The organism is Massilia sp. YIM B02763 (assembly GCF_030412015.1).
Classification (GTDB): Bacteria; Pseudomonadota; Gammaproteobacteria; order Burkholderiales; family Burkholderiaceae_D; genus Telluria.
Map to the genome: position 1 here is coordinate 170673 of NZ_JASNRD010000005.1, position 16472 is coordinate 187144.

Below are 16472 nucleotides of genomic sequence, written 5' to 3' on the forward strand. Positions count from 1 at the left end.
AGCATGCATATGCTTCAAAAGCAGAAGTTGCAAGAATATAGCTGCTGTTGAAATTTTTACAATAAACTCTAGGGAGTTCTCGATGCAATCCGCTTTTAACCACCAACCCAAGCTGCGCTTGAGCCTGATCGCCGTCGCATGCCACATGGCATGCCTGGCGACCGCGGCGCATGCCCAGACTGCCACGCAGAAGACCGACGCCGACGCAGGCCAGATGCGCGAAGTGGTCATCACCGGCAAGAAGACGGGTATGGGTTTGATGGTGTTGGAAGATGCGCCGAAAGCACGTTCGACCATTACCGCACAGGAGCTGGAAAAGCAGCGTCCGACCGGTAACGCCTACCAGGCGCTGGAACTGCTGCCGTCGGTGAACAGCTTCAACTACGACGCGACCGGCCTGTTCGGCGGCGGCCTGACCCTGCGCGGCTTCAACAGCGACCAGATCGGCGCCACCATCAACGGCGTGCCGGTCAACGACTCGGGTTCGTTCTCGATCTACCCGCAGGAATACGTCGACCAGGAAAACACCTGCTCGACCTTCGTGACCCAGGGTTCGACCGACGTCGACTCGCCGCAAGTGGGCGCATCGGGCGGTAACTTCGGCATCGTGACCTGCAACCCGGAAGACAAGCAGCGCGTGCGCTTCATGCAGACCTTCGGTCAGCTGAACATGTACAAGAGCTATGTCCGCTACGACACCGGCCTGCTGCCGGGCGGCAAATCGAAGGCCTTCATCTCGGTCTCGCGCGCCAAGTCGGACAAGTGGAAAGGCGAGGGCGAAGCCCAGCGTAACCACATCGACGCCGGCTACAACTACGACTGGGACCGCTTCAACTACATCCACGCCACGATCCTGTGGAACGAAGCGAAGAACAACAACTTCCAGAGCTACTCGCGCGCCGACTTCGCCAAGTACGGCTACTACTACGACTTCGCGCCGACCTTCGCCGGCCACAAGACCCCGACCCCGGGCAAGGCGGACGCCGACGTCAACCAGTCGCCGGCCTACTACAAGCTGGCCAACAACCCGTTCAAGAACGCCATCGCCTCGGCCACCGCCAAGTTCCGCCTGGCGGACAACCTCGACCTGAAGATCGTGCCTTACTACTGGTACGGCTTCGGTAACGGCGGCACCCAGCAGAAGCTGCTGTCGGAAGCCACCGGCCTGATCGGCGGCGGCGTCGACCTGAACGGCGACGGCGACAAGCTCGACAGCGTCATCGTCGGCAGCGCCAGCGTCACCCAGACCAGCCGTCCGGGCGTGACCACCTCGGTCAACTGGACCGTCGCCAACCACAACGTCCTCGCCGGCGTGTGGTACGAGCGCGCCAGCCACCAGCAGACCCAGCCTGCCGTGAGCGTGGACAATGCCGGCAACATGTCGGACATCTGGATCGACGAAGACCGCATCCAGCGCGCCAACGGCAGCCTGTACCAGGGCCGCGACTGGAAGACGACGTCGACCGCCTACCAGGCCTTCGTGCAGGACACCATCTCGTTCCTGGACGACCGCCTGAGCATCAACGTCGGCCTGCGCACCCCGCACATCAAGCGCGACTTCAAGAACTTCCCGAACGAAGGCACGGGCGCGAACGTGATGTACCAGGTCAAGCGCACCTATGACGACGTGCTGCCGCAGCTGGGCATCCGCTACAACCTGACCAACGAAGACCAGCTGTACGCTTCGCTGGCCAAGAACATGAAGGCCCCGGGCAACTTCGTGTACGCGACCACCAACGGCAACATCACGGTGAACCAGAAGACCGGCCAGGTCACGATCACCAACGACGTCAAGCCGGAGAAATCGTACAGCTTCGACGCCGGTATCCGCCACCAGGCCAAGTCCTGGATCGGTACCTTCGACGTCTACGCGACGGACTTCCGCGACCGCATGGCGACCGCCTTCGACCCGATCAGCCAGCTGAGCTCGACCACCAACGTGGGCAAGGTCAAGAACTACGGCTTCGAAGTCGAAGCGGGCAACACCCCGATCAACGGCTGGTCGGCCTACGTCTCGTACGGCTACCTCCACACCGAGGTCAAGCAGAACCTGCAAGTCGGCACCAACCAGTTCCTGCCGACCGCCGGCAACGAGTTCCCGCTGGCACCGAAGCAGAAGGCCGGCATCTCGATCCAGTACGAGAACGGTCCGTTCTGGGCGCGCCTGACCGGCAAGGCCACCAGCAAGCAGCAGGCCACGCTGACCAACGACGAAACCGTCCCGGGCTACACCCTGTTCGGTATCGACGGCGGCTACAAGTTCGCCGACTGGGGCTATGCGAAGAATCCGAAGATCACCTTCAACGCCAGCAACATCTTCAGCAAGGAGTACTACAACCCGTCGTCGCAGAGCGTGACCAACGCCCGCGCCTACGGTACCTACGCTGCGAAGAACGTGTTCTACTACGCGGGCGCGCCGCGCTTCGTGTCGGCCACCCTGTCGGTCGACTTCTAAGCCGTACCGCGCCGGCCGGGGATGGATGTAGCGTCCCCGGCAGCGTAGAATGCGTCATTCAGCGGGCCTTCGGGCCCGCTTTTACTTTCAACTTCGAAAAGTATTTACCGAATGTTCTCCCGCACCCTTGTCTCCAGCGCTGCGCTGGCCCTGCTGCTGGCTGCTTGCACGACGCCGGCATCCCGCCAATCGACGGCTCCCGCGCCGGTCGAGATCAACCTGGTCGCCCTGAACGACTTCCACGGCAACCTGGAACCGACCCGCTACACCTACACGCCGCCGGGTGGCAAGGAGCCCGTGACCATCCAGGCCGGCGGCATCGACCTGATCGGCGGCGCCATGCAGGCGTTCCGCCAGGAAGACAAGGACACCTTGCTGGTCGCCGCCGGCGATCTGATCGGCGCCAGCCCGGCGCTGTCCGGCCTGTTCGCCGACGAGCCGACGCTGGCCGCCATGGACCGCATCGGCCTGGCCGCCAGCTCGCTGGGCAACCACGAATTCGACCCGGGCAAGAAGGAACTGCTGCGCCAGCAGCACGGCGGCTGCGATTCGCCGCGTCCTGAAAAAGCCTGCCGCTACGACCAGCGCTTCAAGGGCGCCGGCTATACCTACCTGGCCGCCAACGTGACCGATACCGAGACCGGCAAGACCCTCGTGCCGGCCTGGCGCGTCGTCGACGTCAAGGGCGTCAAGGTCGGCCTGGTGGGCGCCGTGCTGAAGGGCGTGCCGTCGGTCGTCACCTCGTCGGGCGTGCGCGGCCTGGCGTTCGGCGACGAGGCGGATGCCATCAATGCCCAGCTGCCCGCGATGCGCGCGGCGGGCGCCCAGGTCTTCATCGTGCTGATCCACGAAGGCGGCCATACGGGCGAACCGTTCGACAAAGTGTATTGCGACGGCCTCGAAGGCCCGATCGTCGGCATCGTCAAGCGCCTCGATCCGGCCATCCGCCTGGTCATCTCGGGCCACTCGCACAAGGGTTACCTGTGCAAGGTCGACGGCCGCGTCGTGACCCAAGGCGATGCCTACGGCCACCTGCTGTCGCGCATCAAGATGAAGGTCGACCCCGTCAGCGGCACCGTCGAGGACATCGACGTGCGCAACGTCGTGATGGCGCCGGGCGCCTTCACCCCCGATGCGCAATTGACCGCATGGCTGAAGGACGTGCGCGCGCGCAGCCAGGCCGTGCTCGACAAGGAAGTGGCGCGCATCGCCGCGCCGCTGGTCACCCGCAAGCAGAACGATGCCGGCCAGTCGGTGCTGGGCGGCGTGGTCGCCGATGCCGCCCTGGCCGCCGCGCGCGGGCAGGGCGCGCAGGTCGGCTTCGTGAACCCGGGCGGCATGCGCAACGACCTGCAGTCGGGAGACGGCGGCGCCGTCACGTTCGGCCAGGCCCAGGCCGTGTCCCCGTTCAACAATACCCTGGTCGTGATGGACCTGACGGGCGCGCAGCTGCGCACGCTGCTGGAACAGCAGTGGGACCGCAAGGAAGGTTCGACCACGCTGGGGGCGTCGCGCAACCTGGCCTACCAGTGGGACAGCACCCGCCCCAAGGGCAGCCGCATCGTGCCGGGCAGCCTCAAGGTCGACGGCAAGGCGGTCGAGGACAAGCGGACCTACCGCGTCGTCGCCAACAACTTCCTGGCCGAGGGCGGCGACGGCTTCCCGATGTTCGCGCAAGGAACCAATCGCAAGGACACGGGCATCGCCGACCTCGATGCGCTGATCGCCTTCCTGAAGCAGCATCCGGAAACGGGTGCGGCGGGCGTGGCGGCGCAGTCGCCCATCACGAAGCTGCGTTGAACACCAACCGAACCGAGGAACCATCATGAAACAACTCGCTTGCGCCATCGCCCTGGCCGGCGCCTTCTTCTCCCAGGGCGCGCTGGCCTGGGGCACCGACGGCCACCGCGCCGTGGGCGCCATCGCCGACCGCCTGCTCAAGGGTAGCGACGCGGAAAAGCAGGTCAAGGCCATCCTGCTGCAGGGCGAAACCCTGCAGTCCGTCTCCACCTGGCCCGACTGCGTCAAGGGCAACTGGTGCGGTCCGCAGACCCCGGACATGATCGAGTACGTGAACGCCAATCCGCGCCACAGCGAATACCACTACACCGACGTGCCGTTCCAGCTCGACCACTACCATGACGGCGCGGTCGGCACGGCCGACGTCGACATCGTGCAGACGCTGAAGCAGGCGATCTCCGTCCTGCAGGGCAAGGACACGCCGGAGACGAACCCGCACAAGTTCACCAAGCGCCAGGCCTTGATCCTCGTCGTCCACCTGGTCGGCGACATCCACCAGCCCCTGCACGTGGGCGCGGCCTTCGTGTCGAAGGACGGCAAGTTCGTCGTGCCGAAGACGCCGGCCGAGATCGACGAGACGGCCGTCTTCGATTCGCGCGGCGGCAACAACCTCCTGATGAACGAGGACTGGCTCGAGAAGATCAGCGCCGGCGTCATCCCGCCGGGCGAGCCGAAGGAAGTCAAGCCGGGCGTGCCGAAGGCGCTGACCAAGCCCTTCCACTCCTACTGGGACAGCACCACCGTCGACTACGCCTTCCGCCGCAACCGCGTGAAGACGCCGGACCAGTTCGCGCAGTGGGCGATCGACTCCAAGCCCGGGCTGGCCCCGAACACGGGCGCGCCGATCACCTGGGCCTACCAGTGGGCGGACGATGCGCTGGTCGCTTCCAAGCAGGCGTACGCGGGCGTCACCGTCGGCAAGCTGACGCCGCAGACCAGCAAGAAGGGCGAGACCTACTACACCTGGACGCTGGAAGTGCCGAAGGACTACCCGGTGCCCAGTTCGGCGCTGGCGCGCACCCAGCTCGTCAAGGGCGGCTACCACCTGGCCGAGCTGCTGCAGGCGATCTGGCCCTAAGCGCAACGCCTGAACAACCGTCGCCCCTGCGTAGGCAGGGGCCCAATTTCTCGTGCACCGACGCGGCGCGCGCAAATGGGCCGCCGCCTGCGCGGGGGCGACGGCTTTCCGGGCGGTAGAATGATCGCGACTCTCTTTCACGACGCCGATCATGCCGAAACTACTTCTCCTGGCCGCCATCCTGCTCGCCGCCTCGGCAAGCGCCGCCGCCGAACCCGCCGAACAACGCACGCTCCCCCTCTGGGAAGCCGGCATCGGCGCCGCCGCCCTGACGATGCCCGCCTATCCCGGCGCCGACGACCGCTCCAACCGCGGCCTGGTGCTGCCTTACTTCCTCTACCGCGGCAAGGTGCTGCGCGCCGACCAGAACGGCGTCGGCGCGCGCCTGCTGAACACGGACCGGGTCGAGTTCGACATCGGCTTTTCCGGCGCGCTGCCCGCGCACTCGGACGACGTCGACGCGCGCCGCGGCATGCCCGACCTCGGCACGCTGGTCGAATTCGGCCCGCGCGTGAAATACAAGTTCGCCGACTTCGGCGAGCGGGGCCGCCTGCGCGCCGAACTGCCGCTGCGCGCCGTGATCGAAGGGCGGGGCGGGCTGCGCCGCCAGGGCTGGACGACGGAACCGCGGCTCGTGTGGGAAACGCGCGGCGACGGTGCGCGCTGGACGCTGGAGGCGCAGCTGGGCGCCGTGTTCGGCGACCGCCGCATCAACCGCTATTTCTACGAGGTGGCGCCGCAGTATGCGACGCCCGACCGTCCCGCGTATCGGGCCGATGCCGGCCTGCTGCTGGTGCGGACGGGCGTGAGCGGCACCTGGCGCGTCAATCCGGACGTGCGCCTGTTCGGCTTCGTGCGGGTGGAGTCGTATTCGGGCGCGGCGAACGAGGACAGTCCGCTGCTGCGCAAGTCGACGGGGACGTCGGCGGGAGTGGGATTGGCGTGGACGTTCGCGCGGTCGCAGCGGCCGGCGTATTCCAACGAGTGATGGTGGGAAGGAGCCGCTTGAACGCGTGGACGGCAGAGCCGTCCACGCGTTCGACGCACGTTCGAATCAACGCGACTTGACGAACGGCTTGCCGATGGCCTTCGGCGCCACCGACTTGGCCATCAGGCCCGCCAGCACCAGCACCGTCACGACGTACGGGATCATCTGGATCAGCGAACCCGGAATCTGTCCCACCACCGGCAGGTCGACGCCTTCGAGCTGGATCTGGATCGCGCCGAACATGCCGAACATCAGGCAGCCCAGCACCGTGTAGACGGGACGCCAGTTGCCGAACACGAGGGCCGTCAGCGCCAGGTAGCCGGCGCCGGCCGACATGTCGCGCAGGAAGAAGCCGCTCTGGACGATGGCCAGGTAGGCGCCCGAGAACGAGCACAGCACGCCGGCGACGAACATCGCCAGGTAGCGCGTGCGCTCGACCGAGACGCCGGCCGCGTCGGCCGCGTGCGGGTTCTCGCCGCAGGCGCGCAGGCGCAGGCCGAAGCGGCTGTGGTAGATGGTCCAGTGCACGATGGGCACCAGCAGGAAGGCCAGGTACACGAGGATCGACTGGTTGCCGATCACGTGGCCGTACAGCCAGCCGATGAAGGGGATGTTGTCCAGCGCGGCGGTGCCGGGCAGGACCACGTCGGCCAGGCGCGCGCCGCCCAGGTCCGGCGTGCGGCCGCCCTGCTGGAAGAAGAACTGCGCCAGCACGAAGGTCAGGCCGCTCATGGCGATGTTGATCGCGATGCCGCACACCAGCTGGTTGCCCTTCTGGGTGATCGAGACGAAGGCCTGCACCATGGCCAGCGCCACCGACACGGCGATGCCGGCGAGGATGCCGTACCACGGGTTCTGGGTCGAATAGGCGACGGCGGCCGAGACGAAGGCCGAGGCGAGGATCTTGCCTTCCAGGCCGATGTCCACCACGCCGGAACGTTCGGCGAACAGGCCCGCCATGGCGGCGAACATCAGGACCGGCGCGTTGCGGATGGTGGAGACGATGATGCTGGCGATGTGGAAGTCTTCCATGTCACGCCTCTTTCTTGCTCGTGAGGTTGATGAGTTTCAGCAGGGCCGGCGCATAGAAGTTTTCCATCGCGCCGCAGAACAGGATGATCAGGCCCTGGATGAAGATGAAGGTCTCCTGCGGGATGTTCGGTTTTTCCAGCGACAGGTCGAAGCCGCCCTGGATCAGCGCGCCGAACAGCACCGAGGACAGGAAGATGCCGAGCGGGTTCTGGCGTCCCATCAGCGCGATCGCGATGCCGATGAAGCCGGCGCCGGCCGGGAAGTTCAGCGACAGGTAGTGGGTCGAGCCGAGGATCGAGTTGACCGAGGCCAGGCCCGCCAGCGCGCCCGAGACCAGCATCGCGACGATGATGGTGCGGCTGATGCGCACGCCCGCGTAGTGGGCGGCGTGGGCATTCAGGCCGGTGGCGCGCAGCTTGTAGCCCCAGGACGAACGCCACACGGCGAAGCGGTAGAGTACCAGGGCGGCGATCGCCAGCAGGAAGCAGATGTTGAGCGGGGTGTCGCCCAGCACCGGGAACCAGGCGTTCAGCAGCGGCAGCTCGGCGGCGCTGGAGAACACGCGCGAGGCCGGGTTCTGTTCGCCCACGGGGATCATCTTGATGATCAGGTAGTTCATCAGGCTGGCGGCGATGAAGTTGAACATGATGGTCGTGACCACCACGTGGCTGCCGCGCTTGGCCTGCAGGTAGCCGGGCAGGAAGGCCCACAGCGCGCCGAACAGGGCGGCGCCGACCATGCCGGCCGGGATCAGCAGCCAGCCGGGCAGGTGGGCGTCGAACGCCAGCATGGCCAGCGTCAGGCCCAGGCCGCCCACGTACATCTGGCCTTCGGCGCCGATGTTGAACAGGCCCGCCTGCATGGCGATCGAGACCGCCAGGCCGGTGAAGATGAAGGTCGATGCGTAGAACATCGTGTAGGCCAGGCCTTCCGGGTTCACGATCGCGCTGTCGAACAGGATCGCCAGCGATTCGGTCGGGCTTTCGCCCAGCAGGTGGATGACGAAGCCGGCCACGATCAGCGCCGACAGCAGGTTCAGGATGGGCAGGACGAAACCCGTGGCCCAGCGAGGTAGTTCAGTCTTTTTCATGTCGGATCAGGACTTGTGCAAGCCGCCCATCAAGAGGCCGATGCGGGTGGTGTCGAATTCGTCGATCGGCAGGATGCCGGTGATGCGTCCGCCCGACATCACGATGATGCGGTCGGCCAGCGCGCGCACTTCTTCCAGTTCCACCGAGGACAGCAGGATGGCCACGCCTTCGTCGCGCAGGCGCAGCAGCTGGGTGTGGATGCTTTCGATGGTGCCGATGTCGACGCCGCGGGTCGGCTGGCCCACCAGCATCAGCTTCGGGCAGGCCGCGACTTCGCGCGCGATCACGACCTTCTGCTGGTTGCCGCCCGAGAGCAGGCCGATGCGCAGGTCGGGATTGTTGGGGCGTACGTCGAAGGCCTGCATCAGGCCCGCGCAGCGCTGGGCGATCTTCTTGAAGTCGAACAGGCCGACGCGGTTCTTGACCTCGTCCTGGTAGCCGAACACGGTGTTCTGCATGACCGAGAAATCCTTGATCACGCCGTCGCGCAGGCGGTCTTCCGGCACGTGGCCGATGCCCAGCTGGCGGAAGGTGGCCGGCAGGCCGTCGGCGTTGGCGCGGCCGGCGTAGGGCAGCTCCTTGCCGAGGAATTCGACGCGGCCGGAGGTCGGCAGGCGCATGCCCGACAGGATCTCCAGCAGCTCGCTCTGGCCGTTGCCCGAGACGCCGGCGATGGCGACGATCTCGCCCGCGCGCAGCGTGAAGTCGATGTCGGACAGCAGCGCGACGCCGTTGGCGTCCTTCAGCTGCAGGTTCGACACCTTCATCACCTCGGCGCCCGGATTGTAGGGCGCGCGCGGCAGCTCGCTCTGGATCGGGCGGCCGACCATCATGTTGGCTAGCTGCTCCTTCGACGTGTCCCGGGTCTGCACGGCGCCCACCACGCGGCCGGCGCGCATCACCGTCACTTCGTCGGTGATGTCCATGATTTCCTGCAGCTTGTGGGTGATCAGGATGATGGTCTTGCCCTGTTCCTTGAACAGCCGCAGGATCTCGAACAGCGACGCCGTCTCCTGCGCCGTCAGCACGGCGGTGGGCTCGTCCAGGATCAGGATCTCGGCGCTGCGGTAGATCTGCTTGAGGATCTCGACGCGCTGCTGGGCGCCCACCGACAGGTCGTGCACGGTGGCGCGCGGGTCGACGTCGAGGCGGTAGCGCGCGCAGATCTCGCGCAGCTTCGCCTCGACCTCGCCGCGCTTGGCGGCCAGCTTGATGCCGCCCTCGTTGCCCAGCATGACGTTGTCGAGCACCGTCATGTTCTCGACCAGCATGAAGTGCTGGTGCACCATGCCGATGCCCAGGGCGATCGCCTCGTGGCTGGTGCGGATGTCCTGCGGCTGGCCGTCGATCAGCACCTGGCCGCCGTCGGCATTGTAGTAGCCGTACAGGATGCTCATCAGGGTCGACTTGCCGGCGCCGTTCTCGCCGATCACGCCGTGGATCGAGCCCTTGGCGATCGCGAAGCTGACGTCGGCATTCGCCTGCACCGCCCCGAAGGCTTTGCTAATGTTGCGAAATTCTACGGCTGGCTGCATAGCGGTCTGTTGTCGTTGGTTGGGAATGCATGCTTTCAAAAAACGCGCCGCGCCGGACTGACCGGCGCGGCGCGCTTCCTCTTGGTACGGGTAAATCGATGCGCTTACTGCGGGCAGGAACCGGCCGCGCGATAGTCGACGACCTTGATCTTGCCGCTGATGATGTCGGCACGGGCCGCCGTCACGCGCTGCTCCATCGCCGCCGGGACGATGGCGCGGTTGTTCTTGTCCAGCGCCCAGTCGACGCCGCCTTCCTTCAGGCCCTTGTAGCTCACGCCGGCCTGGAACTGGCCGTTCTTGGCCTGGGTGAAGGCGTCGTAGGCGGCATTGCCGACCTGCTTGACCATCGAGGTCAGGACGAAGCCGGGCTGCACGTCGTTCTGGTTCGAGTCCACGCCGATCGCCAGCTTGCCCTTGGCCTTGGCCATCTGCAGCGCGCCCAGGCCGGAACCGCCGGCCACGGCGAACACCACGTCGGCGCCGCGGTCGAACTGGGCGCGGGCCAGCTCGCCGCCCTTGGCCGGGTCGTTCCAGGCCGCGGCGGTGGTGCCCACCATGTTCTGCTGCACCTCGATCTTCGGATTGACGGCCTTCGCGCCCTGCACGTAGCCGCAGGCGAAGGCGCGGATCAGCGGAATGTCCATGCCGCCCACGAAGCCGACCTTGCCCGACTTGGCGGCCATGGCCGCGGCGATGCCGACCAGGTAGGAGCCTTCCTGTTCCTTGAACAGGATCGAATTGATGTTCTTGCCGACGGCATTGCCGTCGATGATCGCGAAGTGCACCTTCGGGTATTCCGCCGCGACCTTCTGCACCGCCTGGGTCTGGGAGAAACCGATCGACACGATCAGCTCGAGCTTCTTGCGCGCCAGCGCACGCAGCACCTGTTCGGCCTGGGTATCGCTGCTGGCCTGGGCTTCGAAGACGTTCAGGCCGGTTTCCTTCTTGAAGCGCTCGACGCCCCCGGCCGCGGACTGGTTGAACGACTTGTCGAACTTGCCGCCAGCATCGTAGACGACGGCGAACCTGGGCATCGCAGCGGCAGCGGCGCCGCCGGCGAGGCAGAAGGCCGCGATCGCCATACTGAACTGCTTGAATCTCATGGTGTGCTCCTGGGAATCCTATATTGTAACCGGCACAACGGTTGCGTTGGGCGGCATTGCACGGGCGTTCGCAACGGCAGGCAATGGCGTGGCCGCGGCGCAGGCGCCGGTGGCTCGCTCAAACCCTGAAGAAGTCCTGTGGTCGCGATGGAGATCGCGTCGGGGCCGGACGCGGACCCGGCACAAGGGGCCGCGCGCATCCGCATGGCGGCGGTCAGCGCAGTCCGGCTTGGCAACTATGCATCAGTCCGTTTACTCGTGGCAAATTCGATTTTACTTCGCAATTTATTTAGTTGAAATATAAATGGCGACAACTTTTGGCACTTTCTCACGGAAAACCACAAATATTGGGCATCGTAATGACGCCAACAAGCATCGATCCGGCGTCAATGGTGTTCTTCTTCCAGCGGCGCCGTGCTTGCCAGCACGATGCCGTCGACGCCCGCCGCCGTCTCGAGGATGGCCGGCAGCGTGGGCGTGCCGCCGGCGGCGGCCTCGAGCGGCCTGGCGAACTGCGTCGCGAGGAAGCGGGCGATGCGCGCCTGCGTGTCTTCCAGGTAGGGGATGTCCAGGTGGTCGGAACCGGGCACCACGTCGTCGCCGCACAGCGTGGCCAGCTTGGCGACCAGCTGGTCGGTGTGCGAGTGGGGCACGATGTCGTCGCTGGCCGCGCGCAGCACATAGGTCGGCGCCTTGAGCGCGGGGGCGTACTTGATCGACTCGAAGCGGTGGCGCAGCATGTACTCGACCGGCATCACGCGGAACTTGCGCTTGGCGATCGCGACGATCGAGTCGTAGGGCGTGATCAGCACGACGGAATGGGCGGGCCGTTCCTTGGCGACCTGCACGGCCACGCCGGAACCGAGGCTGCGCCCGACCACGGCGATACGGTCCGGATCGACGTGGACGCGCGCGGCCATCCAGTCGAACAGCATGCAGCCATCCTCGACCATGTGGATCTCGGCCGGCACGCCATGCGACTCGCCATAGCCGCGGTAGTTCACGGCCAGCACGGCCATGTCGGGAAACAGCTTGCCCGCGTCGCGCACGACCCAGGACACTTCCTCGGAACGTCCGCCGAAATAGATGACGGCCGGATGGCGGCCCGCGATGCGCGGCGTCATCAGCCAGCCGGACAGGCGCGTGCCGTCCTTGGCGCGCAGCACGACGGGGCGGGTGCGGTGGCCGCTGCTGCGCGGGCTCTGCACCTCGCGCTCGACGTTGGGATTGAAGACGAGGCGGCGCTGGTTGGCGGCCACGGCCGCCGTCAGGCCCAGCCAGACCATGCTGGCGAAGCCGGCCATGCCGGCGGCGATCTTGTTCCGGGTGCTCATCGTGCTCATCTCGTACTCGCTCGTTTGCTCATGCATTCAGTCTACGCCTGCCGCGCCGTTTTTCCGTGCGCTGCCCATCGGAAGTGTTGACTATAGGCTACAAAACGACCTGATTGGTATTCCTGCAACAGCTTGTTACAGCGCGCACGTTGTTGGCGGCCATCCCCTTTGCTAGGCTGGCGCCAGGCATGAGGAGGAAGCGTGGAAAGGACGAAGACGGCAGCGGCGCTACTGGCCATCGGGCTCGGACTGGGCGCTTATTTCGGCGTATCCCTGGCGCGCCGCGATGCCGGCGGCACGGATCCGGCGGGCGTGCCCGCGGTCGCGGCGCCCGGGTCCGCGTCCGTTTCCGCGCCGCCGACGGCATGGTTCTCGGACCGGCTGACCGTCGCGCCGGCCGCGTCCACGGCGCCGCCGGCCGCCACGCTGGCCGAGCGCCTCGATGGCCTCGCGGCCAGCGCCGCACCCATGGACGCTTATCGCGCCTGGTGGCTGCTGAACGCCTGCATCGCCTGGCAACGCGACGGCCGCCTGCCGCAGCCGGCGATGCGGCTCGACGCGGCCGTGGCCGAGCCGATCGCCGACCCCGCGCGCTGGTGCGGCGCGCTGACCGAGCGGATGAAGATGGCGCGCATCGATTACCTGGAGCGGGCGGCGCGCGGCGGCATCGACGAGGCGCTCGGGCCGCTGGTGGAACAGGGGCCGTTCGGCGACCCCAGCGCATTGCAGACCCGCCCCGACGATCCGCTCGTCAGGGAATGGAAGGAGCGCGTCAGCGCCCTGGCGCAGGGACGCGCCGAGCAGGGCAGCTGGGCCGGCCTCTACCTGCTCTTTACCGGCCTGCTGTTCGACAATCCCGCCATCGTCGTCAGCCGCCAGGACGCGCTGGCCTATGGCATGGCCATGCGCGACATCATGGTCAAGCTCGACGGCGTGACCGAGCAGGAGGCGATCCCGTTCAACGGCCCGTTCCTGCACATCATCGGCAAGGACTTGAGTCCGGCCCAGGTGGCGCAGGCGAGCCGGAAAGCGGCGGCCATCGTGGCGAAGGCCGCTGCCCTGCGCGCCGCCGACAATCAGGAACACTGACGCGTTGTTGCGTGCCGCCGACACGGCGCGGACGGCATGCGGCGTATGATCGCGCCAGGGGCCGCCTGCCCCGTCGGAGGCCGTCATGAATCGATGCTTGCGTGCTGGAACGGGCTTGATCGTCGCGATGCTGTGCGGTGCCGCGCTGGCCGGACCCTTGCCCGACTATAAGGTGGTGCCGGTCCTGACGCTGGCGCCCGGCGGCGACAAGCTGGTACCGCGTGCGATCAACAACCGCGGCGACGTGCTCGGCATCCGGTCCGGATGGGGCACCGCGGCCTTCGTCGACCGCGGCGGCACGCTGAGCTGGCTGCCCTCGCTCGGCGGCATTGACACCAACGGTGGCGACATCGACGACGCCGGCGACGTCGCCTATGCCGCCGCGACGGCCGACGGGTGGATGCACGCGGCCCTGTACCGCAATGGCCAGGTCATCGACCTGGCGCCCTTGCCGCGGCTGTCGAGCAGCGCCGGCGCCATCAGCGCCTCCGGCCGCTTCATCGTCGGCGACACCAGCTGCGCCGGCTGCGCGCCGGACGCCGCCGGCTTCGACGGCCGGGGTGGCCTGGTCGACCTCGGCACGCTGGGCGGCAGCAGCCGGGCCTGGGACGTCAACGATGCGGGCCAGGCCGTCGGCATCGCCTACCGCGCCGGCGATCCGGCGCCGCGCGCCTTCCTCTCGCAAAACGGCGTCATGACGGACCTCGGCGACTTTGGCGGCAACAACGCGGGGGCCGTCGCCATCAACGGGGCCGGGGTCGTCGCCGGCGGCGCCGACGACGCCAGCCACCTGTCGCACGCCTTCCTGTACCGGGACGGCGCCATGATCGACCTGGGCACGCTGTACCCGAACCGCTCCACCGCCGCGACGGCGCTGAACGATACCGGCATGGTCGTCGGCATCGGCACCTATGCGTCCATCAGCGACACGGCCTTCGTCTGGCGCGACGGCGTGATGATGGACCTGAACGCGCTGCTCGATCCCGCGTCCGGCTGGCGCATCGACGATGCGCGCGGCATCAACGATATCGGCCAGATTGCCGCCCACGGCTGCAATGCCGGCCTGGGCGTATGCGGCGTGCTGCGCCTCGATCCGCTGGTGCCGGTGCCGGAACCCGGCACGGTCGCCATGCTGGCGGCGGGGCTGGCCGGGTTGGCATTGCTGGCGCTGTCGGAGATGGCGGGCCGGCGCGGGAGGGTGGCCTGAAGCGTTGCCGGAGTTGGTCTACACTGGACATGTTTTCGACCACTGTCCGGGAGACCATGTGCACTACCTCTTGATGTATGAGCTGTCCGACGACTATTTCGAACGCCGCGGCGAATTCCGCGACGCCCACCTGAAACTGGGCTGGGATGCCCACGACCGCGGCGAACTCGTGATCGCCGGCGCGCTGCCGGATCCGTTCGACACCGCGCTGCTGCTGTTCTCGGGCGATTCGCCGGAGGCGGCCGAACGCTTCGCGAAGGCCGACCCCTACGTTACCCATGGACTCGTGAAAAGCTGGCGCGTGCGCCAGTGGAACACGGCCATCGGCAAGGACGCGGCGACGCCGGTGCGGCCGGCGTAGCGGCTGCCAACCCACGCCTGCGGACGCTGACACACCATCAAACAACGACGGGTATTTGCGCACGCGCGTCTTGGCGCCTCACGCTAACGCGCCGGCAGCAGCTTGACCACCATATTGTGCGTGGTCAGCGCGAACGAGCGGTCCGGCGCCAGCGTGATGCCGATCGGGCGCTCCAGGCCGCCGGGCAGGGCACCCAGCACGATCTCCTGGCGGCCCGGCACCCCCGCGACCGTGCTGGTAACGTTGTCGAGATTGATGCGGCGCACCGTCGCATTGCCGCTGTCCGTGATGTACAGGTCGTTGCCCTCGACGGCGATGCCGGACGGCGCGCACAGCCGCGACACGCCCGGGCTGCCGTCGTTGCTGCCGCATTGCCCCGCCTGGCCCGCCAGCGTCGTCACGGTGCCGTCCTCGTCGATCATGCGCACGGTCGAGTTGCCCGTGTCGACCACGTACACATTGTCCCACTGGTCCACGCCGACGTCCTGCGGATCGCAGAAGCGCGCCTGGCTGCCCTTGCCGTCGCGGCTGCCGCACACGCCGGGGCTGCCGGCCACGGTGCTGACGTTGCCGGACTGGTCGATGCGGCGCACCGTATGGTTGCCGCTGTCGGCCACCCACAGGTTGCCGTGGCGGTCGAGCGCGATGCCGCGCGGCGAGCAGAACTGCGCCGTCGTGCCGCGGCCGTCCAGGCTGCCGCAGCTGCCGCTGCCGGCCACCGTGCCGGCGAGGCCTCCGGACGTGATGCGGCGCACGGTGGAATTGCCCGTGTCCGTCAGGTAGACGTTGGCGCTCGCATCGGTGGTGAGCCGGGTCGGCGTGTCGAAGCGCGCCGCCGCCCCCTGGGCATCCGCGTAGCCGATGACGCCCGGACTGCCCGCCAGCGTGGTGACGACCCCTGCCGGCGTGATCTTGCGGATGACGGCGCTGGCCGGCTCCGCCACGTACAGGTTGCCGGCGTTGTCGGCGCCGATGCCTTGCGGCGCGTTGAAGCGCGCGTAGGAACCCGTGCCGTCGCGCGTGGTGGCGCACTGGCCGCAGATGTCGCCGGCGATGGGAAACAGGCCCGTCGCGCCCTGCGGACGGTCGGGATAGCTGGGCCAGTCCGGATGGTCGGGCCAGTGCGGTCCGGAATGCCAGCCGAAGCCGACGGCGACTTCGCCGCCGCAACCGTTCAGGCCGGCAGCGACGACCGTCGCCAGCAGGCAGGACGACAGCCGAGAAGAAAGGGAAGTGAAGGCACGCATGATCGGTCCCGGAACGATGAGCAAAGACGGGAAGAGGTTACGGTGTGGGGCGGCGAGCACCATGCGGGCGCTCAATATGCGCCAGCCGGCGTGTGCAGGTCGGCGCGATCCGGCGTAAAAGCGACGCCGCCGCCGCCGACGGTCGCGGCGCC

The 16472-nt window shown here is 67.3% G+C and carries 13 protein-coding genes; 7 read left to right on the forward strand and 6 right to left on the reverse strand.

All coding sequences use genetic code 11. The features are described from left to right. The first annotated feature begins 82 nt into the window (after positions 1 to 82). From QPK32_RS09805 to QPK32_RS09820, 4 genes are all read left to right on the forward strand, one after another. A complete protein-coding gene (locus QPK32_RS09805) occupies positions 83 to 2455 on the forward strand; it encodes a TonB-dependent receptor (protein WP_290412619.1) in 2373 nt (790 codons plus the stop codon). Positions 2456 to 2566: 111 nt separating this feature from the next. Next, positions 2567 to 4255 carry a bifunctional UDP-sugar hydrolase/5'-nucleotidase gene (locus QPK32_RS09810; protein WP_290412620.1) on the forward strand — a complete coding sequence of 563 codons (1689 nt, stop codon included), beginning with the start codon at positions 2567 to 2569 and terminating at the stop codon, positions 4253 to 4255. A 25-nt stretch (positions 4256 to 4280) separates the two neighbouring features. After that, positions 4281 to 5333, forward strand: coding sequence for a S1/P1 nuclease (locus QPK32_RS09815; protein ID WP_290412621.1), 1053 nt, complete (start codon positions 4281 to 4283; stop codon positions 5331 to 5333). A gap of 151 nt (positions 5334 to 5484) precedes the next feature. Then, the gene (locus tag QPK32_RS09820) at positions 5485 to 6321 is read left to right on the forward strand and encodes a MipA/OmpV family protein (RefSeq protein ID WP_290412622.1); all 837 of its coding nucleotides are present in this window, start codon (positions 5485 to 5487) and stop codon (positions 6319 to 6321) included. Positions 6322 to 6387: 66 nt separating this feature from the next. Here QPK32_RS09820 and QPK32_RS09825 read toward each other — a convergent pair whose 3' ends face one another. The 5 genes from QPK32_RS09825 to QPK32_RS09845 form a co-directional block, all read right to left on the reverse strand. After that, positions 6388 to 7353, reverse strand: a complete 966-nt coding sequence (locus tag QPK32_RS09825) for an ABC transporter permease (RefSeq protein ID WP_290412623.1) — start codon at positions 7351 to 7353, stop codon at positions 6388 to 6390. Between the two features lies 1 nt (position 7354). Beyond that, positions 7355 to 8443 (reverse strand): ABC transporter permease, encoded by a 1089-nt coding sequence (locus tag QPK32_RS09830; protein WP_290412624.1) that lies wholly within the window; start codon positions 8441 to 8443, stop codon positions 7355 to 7357. Positions 8444 to 8449: 6 nt separating this feature from the next. Then, positions 8450 to 9979, reverse strand: coding sequence for an ABC transporter ATP-binding protein (locus QPK32_RS09835; RefSeq protein ID WP_290412625.1), 1530 nt, complete (start codon positions 9977 to 9979; stop codon positions 8450 to 8452). Positions 9980 to 10083: 104 nt separating this feature from the next. Next, a complete protein-coding gene (locus QPK32_RS09840) occupies positions 10084 to 11082 on the reverse strand; it encodes a BMP family protein (protein ID WP_290412626.1) in 999 nt (332 codons plus the stop codon). A gap of 386 nt (positions 11083 to 11468) precedes the next feature. After that, the gene (locus tag QPK32_RS09845; RefSeq protein ID WP_290412627.1) at positions 11469 to 12452 is read right to left on the reverse strand and encodes an alpha/beta hydrolase; all 984 of its coding nucleotides are present in this window, start codon (positions 12450 to 12452) and stop codon (positions 11469 to 11471) included. A gap of 165 nt (positions 12453 to 12617) precedes the next feature. Here QPK32_RS09845 and QPK32_RS09850 point away from each other — a divergent pair, with 165 nt between their 5' ends. The 3 genes from QPK32_RS09850 to QPK32_RS09860 all read left to right on the forward strand — a co-directional run bounded on the left by QPK32_RS09850 (position 12618) and on the right by QPK32_RS09860 (position 15073). After that, positions 12618 to 13505 (forward strand): hypothetical protein, encoded by an 888-nt coding sequence (locus QPK32_RS09850; protein WP_290412628.1) that lies wholly within the window; start codon positions 12618 to 12620, stop codon positions 13503 to 13505. A gap of 85 nt (positions 13506 to 13590) precedes the next feature. Continuing rightward, a complete protein-coding gene (locus QPK32_RS09855; protein WP_290412629.1) occupies positions 13591 to 14712 on the forward strand; it encodes a PEP-CTERM sorting domain-containing protein in 1122 nt (373 codons plus the stop codon). Positions 14713 to 14770: 58 nt separating this feature from the next. Next, positions 14771 to 15073 carry a YciI-like protein gene (locus tag QPK32_RS09860; protein WP_290412630.1) on the forward strand — a complete coding sequence of 101 codons (303 nt, stop codon included), beginning with the start codon at positions 14771 to 14773 and terminating at the stop codon, positions 15071 to 15073. Between the two features lie 83 nt (positions 15074 to 15156). Here QPK32_RS09860 and QPK32_RS09865 read toward each other — a convergent pair whose 3' ends face one another. Then, the gene (locus tag QPK32_RS09865; protein WP_290412631.1) at positions 15157 to 16320 is read right to left on the reverse strand and encodes a hypothetical protein; all 1164 of its coding nucleotides are present in this window, start codon (positions 16318 to 16320) and stop codon (positions 15157 to 15159) included. Between the last annotated feature and the right edge of the window lie 152 nt (positions 16321 to 16472).

Bases quoted from the DNA above. Each gene is read 5' to 3' on its own strand.
- QPK32_RS09805 (WP_290412619.1), top strand. From the start codon at position 83: ATGCAATCCGCTTTTAACCACCAACCCAAGCTGCGCTTGAGCCTGATC.
- QPK32_RS09810 (WP_290412620.1), top strand. From the start codon at position 2,567: ATGTTCTCCCGCACCCTTGTCTCCAGCGCTGCGCTGGCCCTGCTGCTG.
- QPK32_RS09815 (WP_290412621.1), top strand. From the start codon at position 4,281: ATGAAACAACTCGCTTGCGCCATCGCCCTGGCCGGCGCCTTCTTCTCC.
- QPK32_RS09820 (WP_290412622.1), top strand. From the start codon at position 5,485: ATGCCGAAACTACTTCTCCTGGCCGCCATCCTGCTCGCCGCCTCGGCA.
- QPK32_RS09825 (WP_290412623.1), bottom strand. From the start codon at position 7,353: ATGGAAGACTTCCACATCGCCAGCATCATCGTCTCCACCATCCGCAAC.
- QPK32_RS09830 (WP_290412624.1), bottom strand. From the start codon at position 8,443: ATGAAAAAGACTGAACTACCTCGCTGGGCCACGGGTTTCGTCCTGCCC.
- QPK32_RS09835 (WP_290412625.1), bottom strand. From the start codon at position 9,979: ATGCAGCCAGCCGTAGAATTTCGCAACATTAGCAAAGCCTTCGGGGCG.
- QPK32_RS09840 (WP_290412626.1), bottom strand. From the start codon at position 11,082: ATGAGATTCAAGCAGTTCAGTATGGCGATCGCGGCCTTCTGCCTCGCC.
- QPK32_RS09845 (WP_290412627.1), bottom strand. From the start codon at position 12,452: ATGCATGAGCAAACGAGCGAGTACGAGATGAGCACGATGAGCACCCGG.
- QPK32_RS09855 (WP_290412629.1), top strand. From the start codon at position 13,591: ATGAATCGATGCTTGCGTGCTGGAACGGGCTTGATCGTCGCGATGCTG.
- QPK32_RS09865 (WP_290412631.1), bottom strand. From the start codon at position 16,320: ATGCGTGCCTTCACTTCCCTTTCTTCTCGGCTGTCGTCCTGCCTGCTG.